The organism is Scandinavium goeteborgense, from assembly GCF_003935895.2.
Taxonomy (GTDB): domain Bacteria; phylum Pseudomonadota; class Gammaproteobacteria; order Enterobacterales; family Enterobacteriaceae; genus Scandinavium; species Scandinavium goeteborgense.
In genome coordinates this window covers 1,319,001-1,342,863 of the sequence record NZ_CP054058.1, presented here as the reverse complement: position 1 = coordinate 1,342,863, position 23,863 = coordinate 1,319,001, and the positions used below count along the sequence as shown (strand labels likewise).

Genomic DNA, 23,863 nt, shown 5'->3' with positions numbered 1-23,863 from the left:
ACGCGCCGGGAAAATCCGGCACGTGTTGAGGCTTCAAACGGGCAGGAACAGATGCTCGACCACGTTGACCCAGCCGTGATCGCTGGCGACCTCTTTACCGTTCAGCCAGCGGCGCAGGATGTTCAGCGCCATCATGGCGCAGACTTCCTGACGCACTGCCACGCTGTGACGCGACGTGCTGAATTTTACCTGTAAGGCGTGCGTGCCTTCTGGCGTGGAGAGCGCAAAATTAACGTGATGCTGTTCCAGGCCGCTAACGGCCAGCGCCAGCCCGGCAAAATGGTTTACGCGGCGTTCTGCGGTCCAGTGTGCGGTCTGAGCCAGGGTTTCTTCCTGACACGGCACCACTTCGCTCGCCAGCAGCGGCGCGGATTCTCGCCCAAGCTGTAGCGCGATAAGTCCGGAAGTGAACTGCTCGCTGAGCGTAATGCTCAGTTTGCTGTCTTGGAGCGTGCGCGCTATTTGCGCCGCCAGCCCTTCGGTGCCTTCAAAAATCAGACTCTCGCCCGCTACTTTCTGCACTTCCGGCCACAGCTTCAGCATCGCGTCACGCTCCGAGGCAGGCCCCGTCAGCTTCAACTCAATGATCGGCATTGATGATCGATAGCCCATGGTCACGCCCGGCGGCAGCGTCAGGTGGTCCAGACTCTGGGCCAGATCACTTTCGGAACGCCCGAACGTCGTCAGTCGCAGGCACAGCGGTGGCTCCGGCAACGTAAAGCGTTCGCGCAGGCGCGGCACAATCTGGTCGGCAACCATCACTTTGAATTCGGACGGCACGCCAGGGGTGAAGAACATCAGGCAGCGATTAAGCTGCACCGCGAATCCGCAGGCGGTGCCGACCGGATTATCGATAAGCTCGGCGCTGGCAGGAATTTCAGCCTGTTTGCGGTTGCTCGGGGCCATGATGCGCCCGCGATCGCTGAAAAATTTCTCCATCTCTGCGAGCCATTCTTCATGCAGCACCAGCCCTTCACCTTTAGCCGTGGCGGCGGCCAGCGCGCTGAGGTCGTCACTGGTTGGGCCGAGGCCACCGTTGACGATCAGAATATCGGCATGTTGGCTACGTTCACGCAGCACGGACACCAACGCGTCGAGGCTATCGCCCACGGTGTTGCGTCGGGTTAACGGCATTCCCTGAGTAAATAAGTAATCGGCAAGCCACGCCGCATTGGTATCAATAATTTGACCATGCAGCACTTCATCGCCAGTGGACAGCATCTCCACGTTTATCATCGTTTTCTCCTTAACAAGAGGACGATTCACTATAGCGGAGGCGAGAGGGAAAGGGAAAACAGGCGCGACAGAATGCCGCGCCGGAGGATTAGAACGCTGCGCTTACGCCGACGTAAGGGCCATCAGCGAGGGTGTTATCGCGATTGCCATCTTTGCCCGCCAGGTTCAGGTAACGGTAACCCGCTTCGATGCTGATTGGACGCATGATAGTCCAGCGACCACCCGCATTCGCTTCCTGGTAGCTCTCGATACCGCTGGAGAGCGAGTCCGGAGAGTAGTAGTACTCGCCAAACAGACGGAAGCTGTCGCCGATTTGCCACTGCAGGCCGCCGCCGACCGCTGCGGCATAACCTTCGTCGCCGTCGTTCGGGTTGGTATATACGCCTTTACCACCGACGGTCGCAATGAATGGGCCCAGCGGAATGTTCAGACCCACACCGATGTTGGCGGCATCGCCGTCGTTATCGCTGTGTGTCCAGTTACCGCTCAGCGCAAGACCCGTAGACTCCGTTCCAAAGCCGACGCCCAGATTGGTGTAGTGTTCACCCGCCTGGCCACTCACGCTAATCGCGTTGGCAGCAGCGGAAACAAACAGCAGTCCGGACAGACCTAACAAAATACCTTTTTTCATTTTTTAACGTTCCAGCAAACACAAATTAATAAAAATACCCAAAACGGCAGAATTGTACTGCTGAATGCTCAGGAATCAATGCACTAAAAAGTGGAATGACCAGCCGATTGTAACCAGTTACTACCTGAAACCGTCACCACGACTGATTATTTGGCCTGTAGCAGACGCAATTTGACACAAAGTCCGCCTAAACGCGTACTCCGCGACAGCACGGGCACAGCGCGGTGCAGACGCGCGATATCATTGACCAGCGCCAGCCCAAGTCCTGCCCCGGCGGCTTCGCCGACGTTATCCAGCCGCTGGAAAGGTTGCAGCGCCAGGCTTTGCAACGCGTCATCAATGCCGGGCCCGCTATCCTCAATTTCCAGAATAATGCTATCGCCGTCGCGGGTCAGGCTGACCGTCACCGTGCCAGAAACGGGCGTATATTTCAGCGCATTGTCCAACAAGTTAGCGCACAGTTCGCCGAGCAGAATCGCGTCGCCCTGCACCGGCATCGCCGTTTGCTCGCCCTCATAGCCGAGGTCAATTTGCTTGCTGCGGGCCTGCGCCAACCGGGAAAAACAGCTTTGCTGCACGATGTCGTGCAAATCGACGGTTTCAAACTGTGGGGTGCCCTGCTCTTTGCCCTTCACGGCGGAGAGCTGTAACAGACGTTCGGTGAGCGAAATGGTGTTATCCAGCGTGACGCTCATCGCCTGTAAACTTTCGCGCCACGCCTGCGGCTGCGGGCTGGCCAGCGCCACGGAGACCTGCGTTTTCAGGATTGCCAGCGGCGTTTTAAGCTGATGAGACGCGTCGGCGCTGAAGCGTTCCTGACGGGAAATCAGGCCCCGAAGGCGGTCGATGTAGCGGTTGAAGGCGATAATCAGTAGCCGCGTTTCCGACCATGGCAGCAACTCTGGCAGCGGCGTCAACAGGCCCGGATCGCGGCGCACCATGATCGACGACAGCAGACGCATCGGGCGTAGCACCCGGCGCAGTAACCAGCCCGCCAATGCCAGCGTCAGCAGAACTAACATCCCCTGAGTGATGAGCGACGAGATGAGCAGCTGGCGCGCAAGGTAGCGCCGGGATTGCAGCGTTTCGGCGACATAGATTTCCGCCATGCCCATCACGCCACCTTCGTTCACCGGCTGAAGCAAGCGCGCCACGCGAATGGCCTGCCCGCGATACTGAGTGTGATAAAACCACGCCAGCGCCGGATACAGCGTGGTGCGCGAAGTCGACGGCGGCATAGCGGGCAAATCGTCATAGCCCGAAATCACCTTTCCCGCCGGGTCCACCACCTTGTAATAGAGGCTGTCATTCATGTTCAGCTCGAAGCTGTCGAGCACCACCCAAGGGACGTTGACCACCAGTTTGCTCGCCTGCACTTCGAGACGTTCGGAAATGGTTCGTGCCGAGGAAAGCAGCGTGCGGTCGTAGGCCTGCGTCGCCGCCTGTAGCGCACTGACGTAGCTGTTAAACGCCGACAGTCCCCACAGCAACAGCAGCGGCAAGCCGAGAAACAGCAGCAGCTGAGCAAAAAGCGATTGCGGTTTACGCCACGTCATCGCTGCGCTCCAGCAGGTAGCCAAGCCCGCGGAGCGTCACGATGCGCACGTTGCTGTCCTGTAGCTTTTTACGCAAACGGTGGATATAGAGTTCGATGCTTTCCGGACTGACATCGTCGCTCAGGCTGAACACCTGTTCGAACAATTGCTGGCGCAACACCGGGCGCTGGCGGCGATACATCAGCACCGTCAGCAGCGCATGTTCCCGGGGCGTGAGCGCCAGCGTTTGCCCATGCAGCAGGAAATAACCGTCGTCATGAAACGCCAGGTCACCCAGCTGCTGCGTCTCCTGCACCTGGCCTTCGCTGCGGCGCAGCAGGGCGCGCAGTCGGGCGTCGAGTTCTTCCAGCTCAAACGGCTTGGGCAAATAGTCATCGGCCCCGGCATTGAGACCAATCACTCGTTCCGCCACGGCGCTGCGTGCAGTCAGCAGCAGCACCGGCAGCGTTTGCCCACGCTTGCGCAGGCGCTGTACCACTTCCAGCCCGTCGAGACCGGGCATGCCGATATCCAGCACCGCCAACGCGTATTTTTCACTTTGCAAAAGGTGATCGGCGGCTTTGCCATCAAATACGGTGTCGACGGCAAAACCGCCCTGCACCAGCGCCTTCTCCAGCCAGTGAGCCAGCTCACGGTTATCTTCCGCCAATAAGAGACGCATATCACATCCTGTAAAGTAAGTGGCGCATTGAAAGGGAAATGAAAGGTTACTGTTTTAACAATCACGCAACGGGACCGCTACACGACGGTTCACATAATCAGAAAAAAACCTGTACCCACTAATCCGGTTTACCCGGCGTGAGGATAAAAATGAAAACGCAGATCCTTCGTACCTTTGTTATCTCTGCCCTGCTTCTCGGCAGCGTACATGCTCTGGCCGTGGAAGCCCCGGGGCGCACTGAATGTATCGCACCAGCCAAGCCCGGCGGCGGTTTTGACCTCACCTGCAAGCTGATTCAGGTCAGTTTGCTGGAAACCAAAGCCATCGAAAAACCGATGCGCGTGACCTACATGCCTGGCGGCGTGGGCGCAGTGGCCTATAACGCCATCGTCGCACAGCGCCCTGGCGAACCGGGTACCGTGGTGGCCTTCTCCGGCGGCTCGCTGCTTAACCTGTCTCAAGGAAAATTCGGGCGCTATAACGTCGACGACGTGCGCTGGCTGGCGAGCGTCGGCACCGATTACGGCATGATTGCCGTGCGTAAAGATGCGCCGTGGAAAACGCTGAAAGACCTGCTGACGGCGATGGAAAAAGATCCGAATCAGGTGGTGATTGGCGCAGGCGCGTCGATTGGCAGCCAGGACTGGATGAAGGCCGCCAAGCTGGCGCAGAAAGCCAATGTCGACCCACACAAGATGCGTTACGTCGCTTTTGAGGGCGGCGGCGAACCGGTCACCGCCTTGATGGGCAACCACGTGCAGGCGGTGTCCGGCGACCTGAGCGAAATGGTGCCGTATCTACAGGGCGACAAAGTCCGCGTGCTGGCGGTGTTCTCTGAAAACCGTCTGCCGGGTCAGTTAGCCGACGTGCCGACGGCCAAGGAACAGGGTTATGACCTGGTCTGGCCGATTATTCGTGGGTTCTACGTCGGGCCGAAAGTGAGCGACGCCGAGTACAACTGGTGGGTCGATACCTTTGCGAAGATGCAGCAGACCGAAGAATTCAAAAAGCAGCGCGAACTGCGCGGGCTGTTTGAGTTCAACCTGAACGGCAAAGCGCTCGACAGCTACGTGAAGCAGCAAGTCACGGACTACCGCGAGCAGGCCAAATCGTTTGGTCTGGCCAAATAACCGGGGGCGCAGATGAGCGATCGTATTTTTGCCGGGATCTGGCTACTGCTCTGCCTTGGCGGGCTGATGGTCGCCTGGCAGCTTCACAGCGAATACAGCTATGAGCCGGTTGGCCCGCGTCCGTTCCCGCTGGGCATTATCGGGTTGATGCTGCTGTGTTCGGTGTCGATGCTGCTGCGCCGCCCTGACGTCGTGGAGTGGCCGCATCGCCAGGTGCTTCAGCGCCTGCTGGTGATGGTGATTGTGCTGCTGATGTACGCCTGGGGCTTTGAATCGCTGGGCTTCCCGCTGGCAACCGCCATTCTGACGGCGATTATCGGCATGCTGTTTGGTGCGACGCTGCTCGCGGCGGCCCTCTCTGGCGTGGTGCTCGGCGTTACGCTGTGGTTCGCCTTTGACCGGCTGCTGGATGTCACCCTGCCGCTCGGCGCATGGTTAAACTGACGGAGTCTCCTATGGATACCTGGATTTATCTCTCGCAGGGGTTCGCCGTGGCGATGACCCCGGAAAACCTGGTGATTGCGCTGATTGGCTGCTTCGTCGGCACTATCGTTGGGCTGCTGCCCGGCCTGGGACCGATCAACGGCGTGGCCATTTTGCTGCCGCTGGCGTTCGCCCTGCATCTGCCCGCGGAATCGGCGCTGATCTTGCTCGCCACGGTGTATATCGGCTGTGAATACGGTGGGCGCATTTCATCGATTCTGCTTAACGTGCCCGGCGACGCGGCGGCGATTATGACCGCGCTCGACGGCTACCCGATGGCGCAGCAAGGGCGCGGCGGCGTCGCGCTGTCGATTTCCGCCGTCAGCTCGTTTATGGGGTCGATGATTGCTATCTTCGGCATCATTCTGTTCGCTCCGGCGCTGGCGCAGTGGTCGCTGGCGTTTGGTCCGGCGGAGTATTTCGCCCTGATGGTATTTGCTATCGCCTGTCTCGGCAGCATGATGGCGCAAAACCCGCTGAAGTCTTTCCTGGCGGCGTTGATTGGACTGGGCCTGGCGACGGTGGGCGTAGATGCCAACACCGGGGTATATCGCTTCACCTTCGACAGCGTCCATTTGTCCGACGGCGTGCAGTTTATCGTGGTGGTGATCGGTCTGTTCTCGGTGTCTGAAATTCTGCTGATGCTGGAAAGCACCAGCAGCGGCCAGACGCTGGTGCGTAAAACCGGGCGCATGATGTTTAACATGAAGGAAGCGTCGCAGTGCGTGGGTGCCACGCTGCGCTCGTCGGTGGTGGGGTTCTTCGTCGGTGTGCTACCGGGGGCCGGAGCAACCATCGCCAGCGCCATCACCTACATGACCGAGAAGAAAATCAGCGGTAACAGCGACAGCTTCGGTAAGGGCGATATTCGCGGCGTGGCCGCGCCGGAAGCTGCGAATAACGCCTCGGCCTGCGGCTCGTTCATTCCGATGCTGACGTTGGGTGTGCCGGGTTCTGGCACCACGGCGGTGATGATGGGCGCGCTGACGCTGTATAACATCACCCCTGGCCCGGCGATGTTTACCGAACAACCGGATATCGTTTGGGGGCTGATTGCCGCACTGCTGATTGCCAACGTGATGTTGCTTATCATGAACATTCCGCTGATTGGCCTGTTCACCCGCATGTTAACGATTCCGTTGTGGTTCCTGGTGCCGGCGATTGCTGCCGTGTCTGCGGTCGGTGTTTACGCGGTACACAGCACCACCTTTGATTTGGTGTTGATGGTGGGGCTTGGGGTGTTTGGCTATATTCTGCGGAAAATGAATTTCCCGATGTCGCCGCTGATCCTGGGGTTCGTGCTGGGGGAAATGCTCGAGCAGAACCTGCGCCGTGCGCTGTCGATCAGCAACGGCAGCATGAATATTCTGTGGGAAAGCGGCGTGGCGAAAACGCTGCTGGTGCTGGCCTTCGCGGTGATCGTCATTCCACCAGTGCTGCGTCTGGTGCGTAAACGTCAGCGTAAAGCCACCGCGGAAGCGAACTAACCGCGCAGCGTGGCGTTGACCCACTCCTGTAATGCCCGGCGGGAGATTTTTATCCCGCCGGTTTTCAGGCTGGCAGGCAGCATCAACCAACACACCGGTTGCTGAAAGCGCGCCAGTTTATCCATCGCCCAGTCCGGCATTTGCGTGACGTCAAAGTCATCGCTCCCTTCCACGACCGCCACCGGACGCTGACCAAATTCGGCGTCATCCAGCGGCACAATAAAGATTTGCTCGACCTGCGGATGACGGCTTATCACCCGCTCCACTTCTTCCGGCTGAATGCCTTCCCCGCCGCAGAAAAAGAGATTATCCATGCGCCCGAGAACGGTCAGGCGTTGGCCATCTAATTCGCCACGGTCGCGCGTCGGGAACCAGCCTTCGGCGTTGGTCAACGGCATCAGTTCGCCGTTTCGCCAGTAGCCCGCGGCCATGCTTTTCGCCCGCAGCCAGATTTCACCGTCGACGACTTTCACTTCTCGCCCCGGTAACGCCGGGCCGACGTCCGCTTCGCCGTCGGTTTCTTTGGCGCACACCGTCGAGGCAAACTCCGTCAGCCCGTAGCCGCAAAAGGTGCGGATGCCGCGTGAACGCGAATGTTCCGCCAGCTCAACGGGGATCGCCGCGCCGCCGAGCAGCACAGTTTTGAGCGTGAGCGTTTCGTCGTCGTTCAGCAGCCGCCACAGCTGGGTCGGCACCAGAGAAGCATGGGTGCAGCCCTCGAGCATTTGCGCCAGCGGCACGCGATCGCGCACCGTTAAGCGCGCGCCTTTCAGTAACCAGCGCCAGAGAATGCCCTGGCCGGAAACGTGAAACAGCGGCAGCGACAACAGCCAGTCGTCGGTTTCGCCGTAGGGCATCAGGGCTAATACGCCTTCGGCGCTGGCAAGATGTGCAGCCAGCGTATGCACCGCGGCTTTTGGCAGGCCGCTGGAGCCTGACGTCAGCGTCATGGTCGCCAGACGTTCTGCCTGCCAGGCGACGTCCGGCACCTCTCCAGCTTGCTGAAGCGTTAACTCAGACAGTGCGTTGAACGGTTTTTCGTCGGTGAGCAATAACGCGTGGCGCAGCGAAAACTGCGGCAAGAGTGCCGCCACCAGCTCGCGCGGTAGCTGCGGATTAACCGGCAAAACGCGCGCGCCGCACTGCAACAGCGCCAGCCATGCCAGCAGAGTTGACGGGTTGTTGTACGCCCGCAGCAACACGCCGTCGTCCGGCTGAACATTTTGCGCCGCAAACCCGGCAGCCAGGGCGTCCACTCGCTGGCACAACTGCTGCCAGTCGAGGGTTTCATCACCCAGACGCAACGCCTGCGCGCATGGGCGCGAGTTACGCCAGTGTCGCCACGGGTAATCGTGGAAAATCATAACAGCGGGTCCAGACTGTCGTAGGTCATGCACGGTAATTCATTATCCGGCCAGCGGCGAATCAGCTGTGCCTGCATCAGGTTCAGCGTGTCCAGCCCTGGCAGGGTGCCCGGCGTCAGCCAGGCGGCGATACGCGCCAGTTGCGTCAGGCCGAGGCTCGACTCAATCGACGAGCTGATCACCGCGGTCAACCCCTGTTGATGGGCCGCCGCGACCTGTTCGCGGACCTTTTGCAGACTGCCGGTGAGTGTGGGTTTGATCACCACGGCCTTCACGCCCGGTTCGGCGGTAAAAGTGAAATCGGCTTCGCGCAGACTTTCATCCCAGGCGATAGCAATCCCGGTTTCTTGCGCAAAGGCGCGGGAATCATCGCGGCTGCGGCACGGCTCTTCGATAAAGGCGATGCGCGCGCGATAGTCCGGATTAACATATTTAGCGAACTGCTGCGCTTTTAGCGGCGTCCAGGCCCGGTTGGCATCCAGACGAAGCTGTAAATCGGGCACGGCTTCCAGCAGCAGATTGACCACCATACCGTCGCGTACCGCTTCCCATAGGCCGACTTTCACCTTCGCGATTTTTTCGCCAGGCATCGCCTGAAGGACCGCGAACAGCTCATCCGGATCGCCGGTACACAGCGGCGCAGCGCGGTAATCGGCGGCGTCGGGCAGGTCGCCATTCAGCTCCGTCAGCGCGCAGCTCAGGCCGAACGCGGCAGAAGGCTCTGACGGAAATTCAGGGTCGTTCCCTTCAAGCCAGGCATTCACCCAGGCAATCGCCGCCGCTTGCGCGTCGTCGAGCGTTTCCAGGCTAAAACCCGGCAAGGGCGAAATCTCGCCCCAACCTTCGGCATCGCCCAGGCTTAGCCAGACCAACAGTCCGTCGCGGGCTTTCAGCCGCCGCTCGCGCAGAACCACTCCCGCATCCATGGGGATCTGCCAGCGGTACACCTGGGCTTTGCGCATTACGGATTCCGTTTGAATTTGCTGAAATCAGGCTGACGTTTCTGGTTGAAGGCGTTGCGGCCTTCCTGACCTTCCTCAGTCATGTAGAACAGCATAGTGGCATTGCCCGCCAGTTCCTGCAGACCGGCCTGACCGTCGCAGTCGGCGTTAAGGGCCGCTTTCAGGCAGCGCAGCGCCATTGGGCTGTTTTGCAGCATTTCGCGACACCAGCGCACGGTCTCTTTTTCCAGGTCCGCCAGCGGAACCACGGTGTTGACCAGGCCCATGTCCAGGGCTTCTTTCGCGTCGTACTGACGGCACAGGAACCAGATTTCGCGGGCTTTCTTCTGACCCACGATACGGGCCATGTAAGACGCGCCCCAGCCGCCGTCGAAAGAGCCCACTTTCGGGCCGGTCTGGCCGAAGATGGCGTTTTCTGCCGCGATGGTCAGGTCACACATCATGTGCAGCACGTGGCCGCCACCGATGGAATAGCCTGCAACCATGGCGACAACCGGTTTCGGGCAGGTACGGATTTGACGCTGGAAGTCGAGCACGTTCAGGTGATGGGTACCGGAGTCATCCTGGTATCCGCCGTAGTCGCCGCGAACTTTCTGATCGCCGCCCGCGCAGAACGCTTTGTCGCCTTCGCCGGTCAAGATGATGGTGCCGACGTTGTCGTCATAGCGCGCATCAGCCAGCGCCTGGATCATCTCTTTGACGGTCACTGGGCGGAACGCGTTACGTACCTGCGGACGGTTGATGGTGATTTTGGCGATGCCGTCAGCGGATTTCTGATAACGGATATCGGTGAAACCTTCTGAGCAGTCCTGCCATTCAACCGGGGCGTAGAGCATTTTTTCATCTGGGGAAATCATAATATGTCCTGTCGTCAGTCATTCAGAATCTGTGCCAGACAGTTCGCCACCGCTGCGGGGTTTTCCCGATGGGCGTTGTGTCCGGCGTGAGGAATGAGGTGGCATGGCGCGGCCAGTTCTTCCGCCAGTGCGCGGAATTTGGCATCGCGTTCGCCGCATAAATATAAAAAAGTGTAGTCACCTGAAGCATAGCCATGGGCGGCGAGGGCCGCGCGTAAATCAGGCTGCACGGCAAGCGAAGTGGCGAGCAGCATGTCGGCCAGCCGCGGGCCATTGTTGTCGGCACGTAACGCCACCAGCGTCTGGCGCTGTGCGTCGTTGAGTGAGGCAAATACTGGCTGGCGATACCAGGCCTCGAAAACGTCGGCCAGCGGTTCGTGACGAAAGCGATGCGCCCATTGTGTATCGGACTGCCAACGCGCTTCACGGGCAGTTTCATCCTGTAAGCCAGGATGACCCCCTTCGACAATCAGCCCTTTCAGACCGGGCAGTTTCGCCTGAGTCGCCGCAACCATCGCCACGCGCCCACCCAGCGAGTAGCCAATCAGCCAATAATTCAGGATGTTGTAACTAACCAAGGTTTCCTGCAATTCCCGGCACACGTCGTCGAAACGGGTGACTGAAATGGATGCCGAGCCACCATGCCCCGGCAGGTCGACATACAGCCGGGAAAACCCAGTAAGCTTTTCTCCTATTGCCTGCCATTCACGACAATCGCCGGAAAAACCGTGCAGAAACACCAGCCACGGCTGGTTCGGCGCGCCTTCTCGGGCAACGGCGTGGAGCGTCATAGCTGGCTGACCTGCGCCAGTAAGTGTTGCAGCGTCTGCGCGCCGTCGGTGTCGTTGACCACCAGCTCAATCACCGTGGTCTCCGGCTGACGCCACGCGCCGTGCAGCGCATCTTCCAGCGCTGTCCAGTTTTCCGGGCGGTGATAGCGCAGGCCGAACATGTTAGCCGCGTGCTCAAAATGGACGTTCTGCGGCATTAGATAGAAGCGTTCGCGTTCTTCGGCAGGCGTCGGCAGCAGCGAGAAAATCTGCCCGCCGTTGTTGTTCACCACGATCAGCACCAGCGGGGCTGAAACCTGGCGCAATAAGGCCAGGCCGTTGAGGTCATACAGCGCCGACAAATCGCCCATGATGGCCAGTGTCGATTTGGCACTTCCGCGCTGCACGCCTGCGGCGGTGGAAATCAACCCGTCGATTCCACTCGCGCCGCGGTTGCTGTACACCGGATACCCCGCTGGAAGCTTGCCGAGGGCGTCTATCAGGCGAACCACCAGACTGTTGCCAACAAAAAGCTGGCCCTGGTCGGGCAGATATTCACTGATGCGGTGCGCCAGCTGCGCCTCGCCGAAGGTTTCACGCTGGGCAATGACGGTTTGCCACGCCTGCTCTGAAAGACGTGGGATCTCCACGGCCCAGGGCTGGCGCTGTTCTGCCGGATGCTGTTCCAGCCAGGTACCCACTTCGCACACCAGCCGACGGCCGCGATGATGCGCCGGGTCGAGTCGGCCTTCAAGATTGTCCACCAGCCAGTATTCATCCGGTTCGCAGGTAGCCTGCCATTGCAGGAGACGTTTGCCGGTCAGGCTGCTGCCGAGCTGTACCACAATTTGTGCCTGCGCCAGTTCGGTGACGGCCTTGGCGTTGCCGAGCCAGAGATCGGCGCACGGCAGCGGTTGTCCGGTTTGCGACAGCACGTCGCTAATCAGCGGCCAGCCGAGGGTTTTCGCCCATTCGGCCACTTTCTTCCCTTCCGCCGCGCTCATGCGCCCGGCCACTACGACACCGCGTTTCTGTCGCCAGAAAAACCAGTCGCGCTGCTTTTCGCTTTCCAGATGCAGCCCTTCACGCAGCCACGGCTTATCGCTTTGCCACCAGTTGCCGAGCGCCTGCTGCCAGTCGAGCCCGGTGTCGTCCATTTCGCCGTACAGCGGTTCCGCGAATGGGCAGTTGATGTGCACCCCGCCACTGTGCAATTGGCCCAGGGCGTTATCAATCGATGAGACCAGCCAGCGGGCGGGAATATCGTGGCTCGGGCGTGGCAGTGACAGCGTTTGTGATGGATGCGACCCGAACATACCCGCCTGACGAATCGCCTGATTGGCACCGCAGTCGATCAGTTCCGGCGGGCGGTCGGCGGTCAGCAGTATGATTTTTTCCCCGGTCAGCCCCGCTTCAATCAGCGCAGGATATAAATTAGCGACCGCGGTTCCAGACGTGACAATCACCGCCACCGGCTGTTGGCTTACCTTCGCCAGCCCCAGCGCCAGATGGCCGAGGCCACGTTCATCAAAATGGGTGTGGGCAATCAGAGCGCGGTTTTCCGCCGCCGCCAGCGTTAATGGCGTCGAGCGCGAGCCCGGCGCGATGCAAACGTGCTGCACGCCGTGGCGGGTCAATGCTTCAAGGATCACCGCCGCCCAGCGTCGGTTAAATGCGCTTACTGACATGAGATTGTCCGGTATCAATTTTGCGTATAATTATAGATGAGTGATAGCGACAGGTTATTGATATGAGTCGGTTATCGGATAAGCAAGGAGCGTAATCCTGCCGCTTTATGGGTGATCTCCTGCCATTCCTGTTCAGGATCCGAGCCGCGAACAATCCCGGCTCCGGCATATAATCGCGCCACGTCGCCAGTGACTTTCGCCGAACGCAGCGCCACGCAGAATTCGCTTTGTTGCAGGCTGAGATAGCCCGCGGAACCCGCGTACCATTCGCGGGTGAACGGCTCGTGATGCTCGATAAACTGCCGGGCCTGCTCGCGCGGGAGCCCGGCCACCGCGGCCGTTGGCTGAAGCTGAAACAGGCAGCGTGTGTCGTCCGGCTTTTTCAGTTCAGCCTGAATACAGCGCCGCAGATGCTGCACTTTTCGCAGGCGAATCACCTGCGGCGGCAGCACTTCCAGCGCGCTGACGTCCTGCTGCAAACGCTGGCAGATGTCTTCCACCACCAGCAAGTTTTCACGCTGATTTTTGTCATCGCGCATGAGCCAGTCGGCAAGATGCTGCGCCTGTTTGTCATCAGCATGGCTCGCCACAGTGCCCGCCAGCGCTTCGGTGTCGAGCTGTTGACCCTGACGACGCCAGAGCCGTTCCGGGGTCGAGCCCAGAAACGCGCGTTGTGCATCGAAGGCCATCAGAAAATGGGTGCAGTTGAGATTGACGCGGCGGCTTGCCGCCATCATGGCACCGGCGTGCAGCGGGGCGGCAAATTGCAGATCGGTGGCGCGGGCGAGCACCACTTTATCCAGGTCGCCGGTGGCGATAGTGTCCGTCGCGGTTTCAATCAGACGCAGCCAGCCCGCATGGTCAGGGTAATGGCGTTCGCCTTTCAGCTCGCCGCTTAACAGCGGCAACGGGTGAGCAGGCAGCAGCGCCGTTAATAACGCGCGCGCCGCATTGGCATCTTCGCGCAACGACGTATCGCTGCTGAGCGTCAGACGTAATAAGGCTTTTCCCGCATCGCGTCGCCATTCCAGACGCGGCAAAAACAACTCGCCCGTTTCCGGTTCAAAGGCGTTGAGACCCCAGATGCGAAACGAAGTTTGTGCCTGCTGAAGAAAGGTATTGGCGTGGGGCAACGAGGTAAATCGACGTACGGCGCCGAGGGCGGCCACCTCTTCCTGGCCGCTACGATGCTGCCAGTAAAACTGCGGGAATATCGGCTGACTGCAAAGCCAGCTCAGGGGATCAAAGGCATCATTGAGAGGAAACGGCGTGTCGAAAATTCGCGAGCCAGGTGCATCAGGCATGTCGTCAGACAGAAAACCCAATAGGTTTTCCAACGCAGCGGTAATGGAATGCACGCGAACCTCCCTCTGATAAAACCATGCTAAATACTCTAAATAATTCAAGTTGCAGGAAGGCGGCAAGCCTGCGAGTCCCAGGAGCTTACATAAGTAAGTGACTGGGGTGAGCAGGTGTAGCCAACGCACATGCGGCTTGAAGAATGACGAGTATAATGGGTACTGCCTAAAAAATGCAGTACCCATGATGAGGGAGTGGATTTTTATCGACGCGCTAACAGCAGTCCCAACACCAGCCCGACGGCGGCACCGACGCCAATGCCCTGCCACGGTTTTTCATGAACATAGTCATCGGCACGGTTCACGGCCTGTTTGGCACGGTAGTAATAGGTGTCTGACGCCTGGCTGACGCGGGCCTGTACGTCCTGCAACGCCTGTTCGGCACGAAGCTTGAGCTCAATATATTTCTGGTCAGCGGGATCGCCCGAGGAGCTTAAGACCTCTTCCAGAGTGTCACTCAGCAAAGCCAGATCGTCATCAATGCGTGATTCATAAGAATGAGTAGCCATCAGTTTTCTCCTTGGTTAAACCTGTCCGCTAACTATAGACAATGGTTTACGAGTTCGCTTCCCGCGCCATACCGACATGCGGGATCCCGTCTTCGTCATAAACGTCGGTGACCGGAGAGAAGCCAAAGTGGGCATAGAACGGTTGCAGATGTGCCTGCGCACCCAGATACAGCGCCTTCTGCGGCCAGTTTTTCTGGCAGCTGGCAAGGGTCTGTTCCATCAGTTTATAGCCCAGTTTTTCGCCTCGAACCGCGTGGCTGATAATCACCCGGCCAATCACTACTGGCTCAAATTCTTCTTCACTTTTCAGAATCCTCGCATACGCCACCAGCTCTCCGTCGCGCCAGCCGAGGATATGCCGGTTCTCACCCAGCAGATCGTCGCCGTCGATATCCTGATAAGGGCAGGTCTGCTCCACCACGAACACTTCACAGCGAAGCTTGAGCAAAGCATACAACTGCGGGACGGTTAACTGACTGTGGTGAAGATCGTTCCACTGAATCATATTGAGCTCCGTTATACTGTCGTTTTAATTTAACGCTTCGAGGACATTGCGTTATGGAATTGATTTTTCTCGGGACATCCGCAGGCGTACCGACTCGTCACCGTAATATGACGTCGATACTGCTGAATTTGCAACAACCGACGCTGTCGCAAATGTGGCTGTTTGACTGTGGCGAAGGTACGCAACACCAGTTTCTCAAAACCAGCCATCATCCGGGAAAGCTCGATAAAATTTTTATCACTCACCTGCACGGCGACCATTTATTCGGGCTGCCGGGCCTGTTGTGCAGCCGTTCGATGCAGGGCAATCCGTCGCCGCTGACGATTTATGGCCCAAAGGGCATTAAAGAATTTGTCGAAATGGCGCTGCGCCTGAGCGGTTCATGGACCGATTATCCGCTGACCGTCGAAGAAATCAGCGCCGGTGAGGTGTTTGACGATGGCCTGTTTAAGGTCACCGCGTATCCGCTCAATCATCCGGTGGAATGCTATGGCTACCGCATTGAGCAACACGACAAACCCGGCCCGCTCGACGCCCAGCGCCTGCTGGCCGACGGCATTAAAGCCGGGCCGCTGTTCCAGCAGTTGAAAAAAGGCCAGACGGTCGAGATGCCGGACGGGCGTATTGTGAACGGTCAGGATTATTTGGGACCCAGTACGCCCGGCGTAAAACTGGCAATTTTCGGTGATACCGCCCCCTGCCCGGCTGCGCTGGCGATGGCGAAAGAGGTGGATGTGATGGTGCATGAAACCACGCTCGAACACGAGATGGCGGAAAAAGCGAACAGCCGCGGGCACTCTTCGTCGATTCAGACCGCTGAACTGGCGCGCGATGCCCACGTCGGCAAATTGATTATTACGCACGTGAGTTCACGTTATGACTGGGAAGGCTGTCAGCGCCTGCTGGCAGAGTGTCGAAGCGTATTTGAGCCGTGCGAACTGGCCGAGGATTTCCGCGTGTTCCCTTTGGCTTAACTTTTGTGCACAAATGCCGATAACAGAGTAATAGTGTTTACTCTGAGGGCAATATGGATAATTTCCAGAAAGATATCGACGACAGGGCTAATTTGACCCTGTCAAACCGCTTTGAACTGCTGCTGTTCCGCCTTGGCGCATCAGAGGACGGCGGCAAGTCAGAACTGTTTGGCATTAACGTTTTCAAGCTGCGTGAAATCGTGCCTATGCCCTCCTTCACTAAACCCGCCGGCATTAAGGCACCGGTAATGGGCATGGTGAATATTCGCGACCAGATTATCCCGGTGATTGACCTGCCATCGGTGCTGGGCTGCAAAGCGGAAAGCGGGCTGAACATTCTGCTTATCACCGAGTACGCCCGCAGCGTGCAGGCGTTTGCCGTAGAGTCGGTAGAAAACATTACTCGCCTCGACTGGACCCAGGTTCATACTGCGGAAAAAGCGGTGAACGGCCAGTACATCACCAGCATTGCCTGCCTCGACAATGAGAAGGACAGCAATAACCTGGCGATGGTTATCGACGTTGAACAAATTCTGTATGACATCGCGCCAGCCGACCACGACCTGCACGCCACGCGCCTGACCGCGCCGAAACAGCGCATTAAGCCGGGCGCAACGGCGATTGTCGCTGAAGACTCGAAGGTGGCGCGGGCGATGCTGGAGAAAGGTCTGCACGCGATGGAAATCCCGGCGAAGATGCATGTCACCGGGCTACAGGCCTGGGAGACTATCGAAAAGCTAGCGAAAGAGGCGCAGGACGAAGGCGTGCCGGTGACCGACAAAATCGCGCTGGTGCTGACCGACCTTGAAATGCCGGAGATGGATGGCTTTACCCTGACGCGTAAAATCAAATCCGACCCGCGCCTGAAATCGATTCCGGTGGTTATCCATTCGTCGCTGTCGGGCAACGCGAACGAAGATCATATCCGCAAAGTGAAAGCCGATGGATATGTGGCGAAGTTTGAAATCAATGAGCTGTCATCGGTGATTAAGGAAGTGCTTGAGCGCGCCGATCGCCGCGAAGAAGGCCCGCTGATTAGCCGACTGCATTCGGTGTGACATTTTAGGGGCCTGATGCCCTCTCCCACAGGGAGAGGGAGCACAAACAAAAACGGTAACCCGAAGGTTACCGTTTTGCTTTTACATCATTCTTTTACATCATTGGCATTGCCATCTGAACGATACTGATCAGCGGTTGCGGGTAGATACCAAGGATCAGCACCAGCAGCGCCGAAATCAGTACCACAATCCCACCGGCGCTGTACTGCCAGTTCGACGGCGCATCACGGTTCAGCTGCTGTGGCGCTTCCAGATACAGACTCACCGCTACACGCAGGTAGTAGTAGAGACCAATCGCAGAGCCCAGCACTACCGCCCCAGTCAGCCACCACAGGTGAGCCTGAACACCGACCGCCAGCACGTAGAACTTACCGATAAAGCCGAGGGTCATCGGGATACCCGCCAGGGAGAGCATCATCACTGTCATCACCGCAGACAGGATTGGACGGTGCCAGAACAGACCACGGTAGGAGTACAGAGAATCTGCATCCGGGCCACGGTATGGGCTGGACATCAGGCTCACCACGCCGAACGCGCCGAGGCTGCTGAACAGATAACCGGCCAGGTACACGCCAACGGCTTCCATGGACATCTGACCACTGTGCAGCGCAATCAGCGCTACCAGCAGATAACCCAAATGCGAGATGGAGGAGTAACCGAGCAGACGCTTGATGTTGGTCTGGCTCAGCGCCATCAGGTTACCGAAGAGGATTGAGGCGCAGGCAATAATGCCCAGCACCACACGTACCGCTTCGCTGTCACCCACTGGTGCGTACAGGAACAGACGCATCACCACGCCGAAGATGGCGATTTTGCTCGCGGTTGCCAGGAAGGTGGAAACCGGTGCAGGCGCACCCTGATACACATCTGGCGTCCACAGGTGGAACGGAACCAGAGACAGTTTGAAGCCAAGGCCAACAATCATCAGACCCAGACCTGCCAGCAGCAGCGGCTCGTGCAGCATGTTGTCTGCAAGCGCTTTACCCAGCGCCAGGAACGACAGGCTGCCAGAGTTCGCGTACACCAGCGCCATACCGAACAGCAGGAATGAAGACGCTGCGGCAGACAGAATGGTGTATTTGATGCTCGCTTCGAGAGAGCGCTTTTGACGGTACGCGTAGCCAATCAGGCCGAACAGCGGCAGCGAGATAAGCTCGATACCGAGGAACAGCGAGGCCATGTGGTTCGCGTTAGCCAGCAGAATCCCACCCAGCGCGGCAATTAGCACCAGCAGGTAGAACTCTTCTTTGTTGTCGTAATAGCCCTCAAGCCACGGGTAGGCAAAAGTACAGGTGGCGAGACTCGCCAGCAGCACCAGCCCGGTGTAGAGCATGGCATAACCATCGACGCGCATCAGCGGCGTCACGTCCATTGCGCCAACGTGGCCAACAAACCAGAGCGACAGCAGAGCGACGTTCAGGCCAATGACCGACAGCGTGGCATTGAAGAAATGATTGCGTCGCCACGCAATGGAGAGCATCACAACCACCACCGTCAAGCCGACGATCAGCAGCGGTAGCAGTGCGATCAGTTGTTGTGGAGTTATTGTCATGGCGATTTACGGCCTTGTAGTAGAAACGGAATTAACAAACCACTGCTGAATATTGCCCATCGCAGCATGAGAAGTGTCGAGGATCGGCTGAGGGTAGAACCCAAGCAGAACCAACAGCACCACTAACAGCAGGACGATAAACAGCTCGCGCAGCGACATCCCTGGCAATTCTTTGGCAGCAATTTCGCTTTTCGCTTTACCGAAGTAAGCGCGATGCAGCATCGCCAGCGAGTAAACAGACGCAAAGACCAGACCGAAGGTGGAAATCACGGTGATACCCGGCACAACGTGGAAGCTGCCGAACAGGATCATGAATTCACCGACGAAGTTACCGGTACCCGGCATACCCAACGTCGCGACTGCGAAGAACATGGACAGCGCAGGCAGCCATTTAATTTTACTCCACAGACCGCCCATCATGCGCATATCACGCGTGTGCAGACGTTCGTACAGCTGACCACACAGAATGAACAGACCCGCCGCAGACAGACCGTGCGCAATCATCTGAATCACTGCACCCTGGTATGCCAGCTGGCTACCGCTGTAAATCGCAATCAGCACGAAGCCCATGTGCGATACGGAGGTGTAAGCAATCAGACGTTTAATGTCGTATTGCGTGAAGGCCATCCACGCGCCGTAGAAGATACCGATGACACCCAGCCACATAGCGATTGGGGCGAACTCGGCGGACGCATTCGGGAACAGCGGCAGTGCGAAACGCAGCATACCGTAGGCCGCGGTTTTCAACAGGATGCCCGCGAGGTCAACAGAACCCGCAGTCGGTGCCTGTGAGTGCGCGTCTGGCAGCCAACCGTGCAGCGGAACCACCGGCATTTTCACCGCGAACGCGATGAAGAAGCCGAGCATCAGCAGATATTCCACGTTATGGGTCATCGGCGTTTTCAGCAGCTCTTCGTAGCTGAACGTCCAGACGCCCGTTGCGCTGTAATGTACGAATACCAGCGCCAGGATCGAAATCAACATCACCAGACCACTCGCCTGGGTGTAGATGAAGAACTTGGTCGCCGCCGTGATACGCGTTTTACCGTCAGAGGCTTTGTGGCCCCACAGCGCGATCAGGAAGTACATCGGAACCAGCATCATCTCCCAGAAGAAGAAGAACAGGAACATGTCGATGGCGAGGAACACGCCGATTACGCCGCCCAGGATCCACATCAGGTTGAGGTGGAAGAAGCCCTGGTATTTCTCGATTTCACGCCAGGAACACAGCACTGCCAGCACGCCGAGCAGACCGGTCAGGACCACCATCAGCAGCGACAGACCGTCGAGGGCGAGGTGGACATTAATGCCAAAGCGTGGGATCCACGGCAGAATAAATTCAGACTGCCATTGCGGAAGGCCAGTGGCTTGCGTCAGAGAGTAGCCGCCCTGCAACCACAGTTGCAGGGACAGGGCCAGCGTCAGTCCCATTGTAATCAACGCGATCCAGCGCGGCATCTTTACGCCGAAGCGTTCGGTCTGCCAGCATAAGAAACCGCCGATAAACGGGATTAGTATCAACCAGGGTAATAACATAGCTAAGTATGTCCCTTATATTTACTCCTGCTCAGGCTATCTCGCTCGCCAGCCCGAATCCCGGCAGTGCTCGCAATCCTCACGTACTTCAGTACGCTCCGGTTGCTGTGCGCTGGCGGTCTCCGGTCTGACTTCGCCGATGACGCCTGTACTTCAGGAACAGATTTTCAACGAATTCTAAAAATAACGTTGGGTCATTATGTCGGATAGCGTTTTGCTAATCCGACCTACGATTCTGTAGGCCCGGTAAGCGCAGCGCCACCGGGCAAAACAACCCCAATCCTCAAACTCAACGCAAAACCATCAGCAGCGCGAGTACAACCACCGCGCCAATGCTCATGGATGCCACATACCAGCGCAGATAACCGTTCTCGCTGACCAGCAGGCCTTTACCTGCAAAGCGGGAAAGAATGGCCGGGATATTCATCAGACTGTTCAGCGGATCGCGTTTCAGCAGCCACGCAACGCCCAGATACGGTTTGACGAAAATCATGTCATACAGCCAGTCGAAGCCCCACGCGTTGTACCACCAGGTTCCGAGCAGACGGCCCGGCGCGCTGTTGGCAATCGCAGTAACCAGCGTACGTTTACCCAGCCACAGCCATGCGGCAATCAGGATGCCGGCAATCGCAACAACCCCGGAAGTGATTTCCATCGTCAGTACGTTGCTATGTGCAAGTTCAGTCGTCTGCGGCAGTACACCCTGCAGCGGTGGCACAATCATCGCGCCAACGAAGGTGGACAGAACAAGCAGCACGATCAGCGGCAGGTGATGGGTAATGCCCTTCCCTGCGTGAGCGTGAATCTGCTCTTTGCCGTGGAACACGATGAAGATCATGCGGAAGGTATAGAGCGACGTCATGAACGCCCCCACCAGACCCGCTACCATCAGATTGACGTGACCGTTAGCCATCGCACCGGCAAGGATTTCGTCCTTACTGAAGAAGCCTGCGGTAATCAGTGGCAGAGCAGACAGCGCCGCGCCACCGACCAGGAAGCAGACGTAAACCAGCGGAATCGACTTACGCAGGCCACCCATCTTGAAGATGTTCTGCTCGTGATGACACGCCAGGATGACGGAACCCGAAGAGAGGAACAGCAACGCTTTAAAGAACGCGTGCGTCATCAGGTGGAAAATCGCCGCATCCCACGCCTGTACGCCCAGCGCCAGGAACATGTAGCCAATCTGGCTCATGGTGGAGTAAGCGAGTACACGTTTGATGTCGGTTTGAACCAGCGCGGCGAAACCTGCCAGCACCAGCGTAACCGCACCAATGATCCCGACCAGATGCAGAATTTCCGGCGTCATCAGGAACAGACCGTGGGTACGGGCAATCAGGTAGACGCCCGCGGTAACCATGGTTGCGGCGTGGATCAGCGCAGAAACCGGCGTTGGACCGGCCATTGCATCCGCAAGCCAGGTCTGCAACGGCAGCTGTGCAGATTTACCGACCGCACCACCCAGCAGCATCAGCGTCGCCCAGGTCAACATGTTGTTGCCCGCTTCGAAGTGCGCAGGTGCCAGTTCAACCATTTCGCGGAAGTTCAGCGTGCCCAGCTCGTTATAGAGAATGAACAGTGCGAACGCGAGGAATACGTCACCCACACGGGTCACGACGAACGCTTTCATTGCCGCTGCGCCATTCTTCGGATCGGTGTAGTAGAAACCGATCAGCAGATAGGAGCACAAGCCCACGCCTTCCCAGCCCAGATACATCAGCAGCAGGTTGTCACCCAACACCAACACCACCATGCTCGCGATGAACAGGTTGGTGTAGGCGAAGAAGCGGGAGTAACCCTCTTCACCGCGCATGTACCAGGAAGCGAACATGTGGATAAGGAAGCCAACGCCGGTCACCACGGAGAGCATGGTCAGCGACAGGCCGTCCAGCACCAGGTTGAAACCGATGTTGAAATCACCGACTGACATCCAGGTCCACAGCGGGACGCTGATGGCCTGTTTGCCGTTAGCGAAGAAATCAACGCCAACAAACGCGGTGACCAGCGCTGCCAGGCCGACAGACCCCATACCGATGGTAGCGGAAACGTTTTCCGACCAGCGGCCACGGGAGAAGGACAGCAGCAGGAAGCCAATCAATGGCAAAATGATGGTTAAGGCAAGCATGTTCATCCACGCAACTCACTTACTGAATCGATGTTCAGGTTCTGGCGGCGACGGTGGAGCTGCAGCAGCAGCGCCAGGCCAATACTCGCCTCCGCAGCCGCAAGGCTGATAGCGAGGATATACATTACCTGACCGTCGGTCTGGCCCCAGTAGCTGCCGGCGACCACAAAGGCCAGCGCGGCGGCGTTAATCATGATTTCCAGACCGATCAGCATAAACAGCAGATTGCGGCGGATAACCAGACCTGTCAGACCGAGAACGAAGAGGATCGCGGCGAGGATCAGTCCATGTGTTAAGGGGATCATGCGCGCTCCTCCGGTTTTCTTTTCGCGCTATCGTTCGAACGGTTGCTCAGTACTTCACCGGCACGCTCTTCGCGTCCCAGGTGGAAGGCAACAACCAGGCCCGCCAGCAGCAGCATGGAAGCCAGCTCCACCGCCAGTACGTACGGACCAAACAGGGCGATACCGACTTCTTTAGCGCTGATAGCGTTGCCTTCGATACCCTGGTCACTCACGCCCAGGATACCGTAAACAATCACCGCCAACAGGATAACGGACAGCACACCAGGCCCAATCCAGACCTGCGGCTTCAGCCACTGGCGTTCCTGCTCGATTTCGGCTCCGCCCAGGTTCAGCATCATCACGACGAATACGAACAGAACCATGATGGCCCCGGCGTAGACGATAATCTCCAGCGCACCGGCGAAGTACGCGCCGAGCGAGAAGAACACCCCGGCAATCGCCAGCAGTGAGATGATCAGGTACAACAACGCATGCACCGGATTGGTGTGCGTGATGACCCGTAGCGTGGCCAGGATGGCGACCAGACCACAAATATAAAATGCGAATTCCATTGCCCCTCTCCTTACGGTAATAGGCCCTTGACGTCGATAGGCTTGGCTTCGTTCTCTGCTTCGCCCTTATCTTTGCCGTCGATTGCCATACCCGCCATCCGGTAGAAGTTATATTCCGGGTATTTGCCCGGACCGGAAATCAGCAGATCCTCTTTCTCGTACACCAGATCCTGACGCTTGTATTCACCCAGTTCGAAATCCGGGGTCAACTGAATCGCCGTGGTTGGGCACGCTTCTTCACACAGACCGCAGAAAATGCAGCGTGAGAAGTTAATACGGAAAAACTCTGGGTACCAGCGGCCGTCTTTGGTCTCTGCTTTTTGCAGAGAGATACAGCCAACTGGACAGGCTACCGCACACAGGTTACAGGCTACACAACGCTCTTCCCCGTCCGGATCGCGCGTCAGCACGATACGACCACGGTAGCGCGGCGGCAGATAAACCGGCTCTTCCGGATACATCTGCGTTTCGCGTTTGGCGAACGCATGCATCCCGATCATGCAGATACTGCGAACCTGGGTGCCAAAGCCCACTAATAATTCTTTTAAGGTCATGGTCTATTCGC

General features: G+C 58.1%; 23 protein-coding genes. 5 read left to right on the top strand and 18 right to left on the bottom strand.

The features are described 5' to 3' along the window. Nucleotides 1-33: 33 nt before the first annotated feature. From A8O29_RS07215 to tctD, 4 genes are all read right to left on the bottom strand, one after another. Nucleotides 34-1,236, bottom strand: a complete 1,203-nt coding sequence (locus A8O29_RS07215; RefSeq protein ID WP_125353666.1) for a nicotinamide mononucleotide deamidase-related protein YfaY — start codon at nucleotides 1,234-1,236, stop codon at nucleotides 34-36. Nucleotides 1,237-1,324: 88 nt separating this feature from the next. After that, the gene (locus tag A8O29_RS07210) at nucleotides 1,325-1,867 is read right to left on the bottom strand and encodes a YfaZ family outer membrane protein (RefSeq protein WP_125353667.1); all 543 of its coding nucleotides are present in this window, start codon (nucleotides 1,865-1,867) and stop codon (nucleotides 1,325-1,327) included. Nucleotides 1,868-2,013: 146 nt separating this feature from the next. Continuing rightward, nucleotides 2,014-3,423: a sensor histidine kinase gene (locus A8O29_RS07205; protein ID WP_125353668.1), complete on the bottom strand. Its 1,410-nt coding sequence runs from the start codon at nucleotides 3,421-3,423 to the stop codon at nucleotides 2,014-2,016. Further along, on the bottom strand, nucleotides 3,410-4,084 hold the full coding sequence (gene tctD / locus A8O29_RS07200) for a transcriptional regulator TctD (protein ID WP_125353669.1): 675 nt from the start codon (nucleotides 4,082-4,084) through the stop codon (nucleotides 3,410-3,412). The genes A8O29_RS07205 and tctD overlap by 14 nt, the downstream gene beginning before the upstream one ends. Before the next feature lie 149 nt (nucleotides 4,085-4,233). Between tctD and A8O29_RS07195 the strand changes: the two genes are divergently transcribed. From A8O29_RS07195 to A8O29_RS07185, 3 genes are read left to right on the top strand one after another with little or no spacing between them, the layout of a single operon-like run. Beyond that, nucleotides 4,234-5,214, top strand: coding sequence for a Bug family tripartite tricarboxylate transporter substrate binding protein (locus tag A8O29_RS07195; RefSeq protein WP_125353670.1), 981 nt, complete (start codon nucleotides 4,234-4,236; stop codon nucleotides 5,212-5,214). Between the two features lie 12 nt (nucleotides 5,215-5,226). After that, complete coding sequence (locus tag A8O29_RS07190; protein ID WP_125353671.1) at nucleotides 5,227-5,658, top strand: tripartite tricarboxylate transporter TctB family protein; 432 nt, start codon at nucleotides 5,227-5,229, stop codon at nucleotides 5,656-5,658. Between the two features lie 11 nt (nucleotides 5,659-5,669). Next, complete coding sequence (locus A8O29_RS07185; protein WP_125353672.1) at nucleotides 5,670-7,184, top strand: tripartite tricarboxylate transporter permease; 1,515 nt, start codon at nucleotides 5,670-5,672, stop codon at nucleotides 7,182-7,184. On the opposite strand, the gene menE is transcribed toward A8O29_RS07185, so the two are convergent. The 8 genes from menE to A8O29_RS07145 form a co-directional block, all read right to left on the bottom strand. Further along, nucleotides 7,181-8,548 carry an o-succinylbenzoate--CoA ligase gene (gene menE, locus A8O29_RS07180; RefSeq protein ID WP_125353673.1) on the bottom strand — a complete coding sequence of 456 codons (1,368 nt, stop codon included), beginning with the start codon at nucleotides 8,546-8,548 and terminating at the stop codon, nucleotides 7,181-7,183. The genes A8O29_RS07185 and menE overlap by 4 nt on opposite strands. Next, nucleotides 8,545-9,510, bottom strand: a complete 966-nt coding sequence (gene menC / locus A8O29_RS07175) for an o-succinylbenzoate synthase (protein ID WP_125353674.1) — start codon at nucleotides 9,508-9,510, stop codon at nucleotides 8,545-8,547. The genes menE and menC overlap by 4 nt, the downstream gene beginning before the upstream one ends. Beyond that, nucleotides 9,510-10,367 carry a 1,4-dihydroxy-2-naphthoyl-CoA synthase gene (gene menB / locus A8O29_RS07170; RefSeq protein WP_110509282.1) on the bottom strand — a complete coding sequence of 286 codons (858 nt, stop codon included), beginning with the start codon at nucleotides 10,365-10,367 and terminating at the stop codon, nucleotides 9,510-9,512. The genes menC and menB overlap by 1 nt, the downstream gene beginning before the upstream one ends. A 14-nt stretch (nucleotides 10,368-10,381) precedes the next feature. Continuing rightward, nucleotides 10,382-11,158 (bottom strand): 2-succinyl-6-hydroxy-2,4-cyclohexadiene-1-carboxylate synthase, encoded by a 777-nt coding sequence (menH, locus tag A8O29_RS07165; protein WP_125353675.1) that lies wholly within the window; start codon nucleotides 11,156-11,158, stop codon nucleotides 10,382-10,384. Next, nucleotides 11,155-12,825: a 2-succinyl-5-enolpyruvyl-6-hydroxy-3-cyclohexene-1-carboxylic-acid synthase gene (gene menD, locus A8O29_RS07160; protein ID WP_125353676.1), complete on the bottom strand. Its 1,671-nt coding sequence runs from the start codon at nucleotides 12,823-12,825 to the stop codon at nucleotides 11,155-11,157. The genes menH and menD overlap by 4 nt, the downstream gene beginning before the upstream one ends. A 71-nt stretch (nucleotides 12,826-12,896) precedes the next feature. Beyond that, nucleotides 12,897-14,183 carry an isochorismate synthase MenF gene (gene menF / locus A8O29_RS07155; protein ID WP_125353677.1) on the bottom strand — a complete coding sequence of 429 codons (1,287 nt, stop codon included), beginning with the start codon at nucleotides 14,181-14,183 and terminating at the stop codon, nucleotides 12,897-12,899. A gap of 203 nt (nucleotides 14,184-14,386) precedes the next feature. After that, nucleotides 14,387-14,692 (bottom strand): stress response protein ElaB, encoded by a 306-nt coding sequence (elaB, locus tag A8O29_RS07150; protein WP_110509273.1) that lies wholly within the window; start codon nucleotides 14,690-14,692, stop codon nucleotides 14,387-14,389. Nucleotides 14,693-14,738: 46 nt separating this feature from the next. After that, nucleotides 14,739-15,197, bottom strand: coding sequence for a GNAT family N-acetyltransferase (locus tag A8O29_RS07145; protein ID WP_125353678.1), 459 nt, complete (start codon nucleotides 15,195-15,197; stop codon nucleotides 14,739-14,741). Nucleotides 15,198-15,250: 53 nt separating this feature from the next. Between A8O29_RS07145 and rnz the strand changes: the two genes are divergently transcribed. Then, the gene (gene rnz, locus A8O29_RS07140; RefSeq protein WP_125353679.1) at nucleotides 15,251-16,171 is read left to right on the top strand and encodes a ribonuclease Z; all 921 of its coding nucleotides are present in this window, start codon (nucleotides 15,251-15,253) and stop codon (nucleotides 16,169-16,171) included. A gap of 53 nt (nucleotides 16,172-16,224) precedes the next feature. Continuing rightward, the gene (locus tag A8O29_RS07135; protein WP_125353680.1) at nucleotides 16,225-17,229 is read left to right on the top strand and encodes a chemotaxis protein; all 1,005 of its coding nucleotides are present in this window, start codon (nucleotides 16,225-16,227) and stop codon (nucleotides 17,227-17,229) included. Nucleotides 17,230-17,323: 94 nt separating this feature from the next. Here the strand turns inward: A8O29_RS07135 and nuoN are convergent, their stop codons facing one another. From nuoN to nuoI, 6 genes are all read right to left on the bottom strand, one after another. Then, nucleotides 17,324-18,781 carry an NADH-quinone oxidoreductase subunit NuoN gene (gene nuoN / locus A8O29_RS07130; RefSeq protein ID WP_110509265.1) on the bottom strand — a complete coding sequence of 486 codons (1,458 nt, stop codon included), beginning with the start codon at nucleotides 18,779-18,781 and terminating at the stop codon, nucleotides 17,324-17,326. A 6-nt stretch (nucleotides 18,782-18,787) separates the two neighbouring features. Beyond that, complete coding sequence (nuoM, locus tag A8O29_RS07125; protein WP_110509263.1) at nucleotides 18,788-20,317, bottom strand: NADH-quinone oxidoreductase subunit M; 1,530 nt, start codon at nucleotides 20,315-20,317, stop codon at nucleotides 18,788-18,790. A 289-nt stretch (nucleotides 20,318-20,606) separates the two neighbouring features. Further along, on the bottom strand, nucleotides 20,607-22,448 hold the full coding sequence (gene nuoL, locus A8O29_RS07120; protein WP_125353681.1) for an NADH-quinone oxidoreductase subunit L: 1,842 nt from the start codon (nucleotides 22,446-22,448) through the stop codon (nucleotides 20,607-20,609). After that, nucleotides 22,445-22,747 (bottom strand): NADH-quinone oxidoreductase subunit NuoK, encoded by a 303-nt coding sequence (gene nuoK, locus A8O29_RS07115; RefSeq protein WP_097161765.1) that lies wholly within the window; start codon nucleotides 22,745-22,747, stop codon nucleotides 22,445-22,447. Before nuoK ends, nuoL begins: the two co-directional genes overlap by 4 nt. Continuing rightward, a complete protein-coding gene (gene nuoJ, locus A8O29_RS07110; protein ID WP_110509259.1) occupies nucleotides 22,744-23,298 on the bottom strand; it encodes an NADH-quinone oxidoreductase subunit J in 555 nt (184 codons plus the stop codon). Before nuoJ ends, nuoK begins: the two co-directional genes overlap by 4 nt. Nucleotides 23,299-23,309: 11 nt before the next feature. Further along, nucleotides 23,310-23,852: an NADH-quinone oxidoreductase subunit NuoI gene (nuoI, locus tag A8O29_RS07105; protein WP_110509257.1), complete on the bottom strand. Its 543-nt coding sequence runs from the start codon at nucleotides 23,850-23,852 to the stop codon at nucleotides 23,310-23,312. Nucleotides 23,853-23,863: the final 11 nt, after the last annotated feature.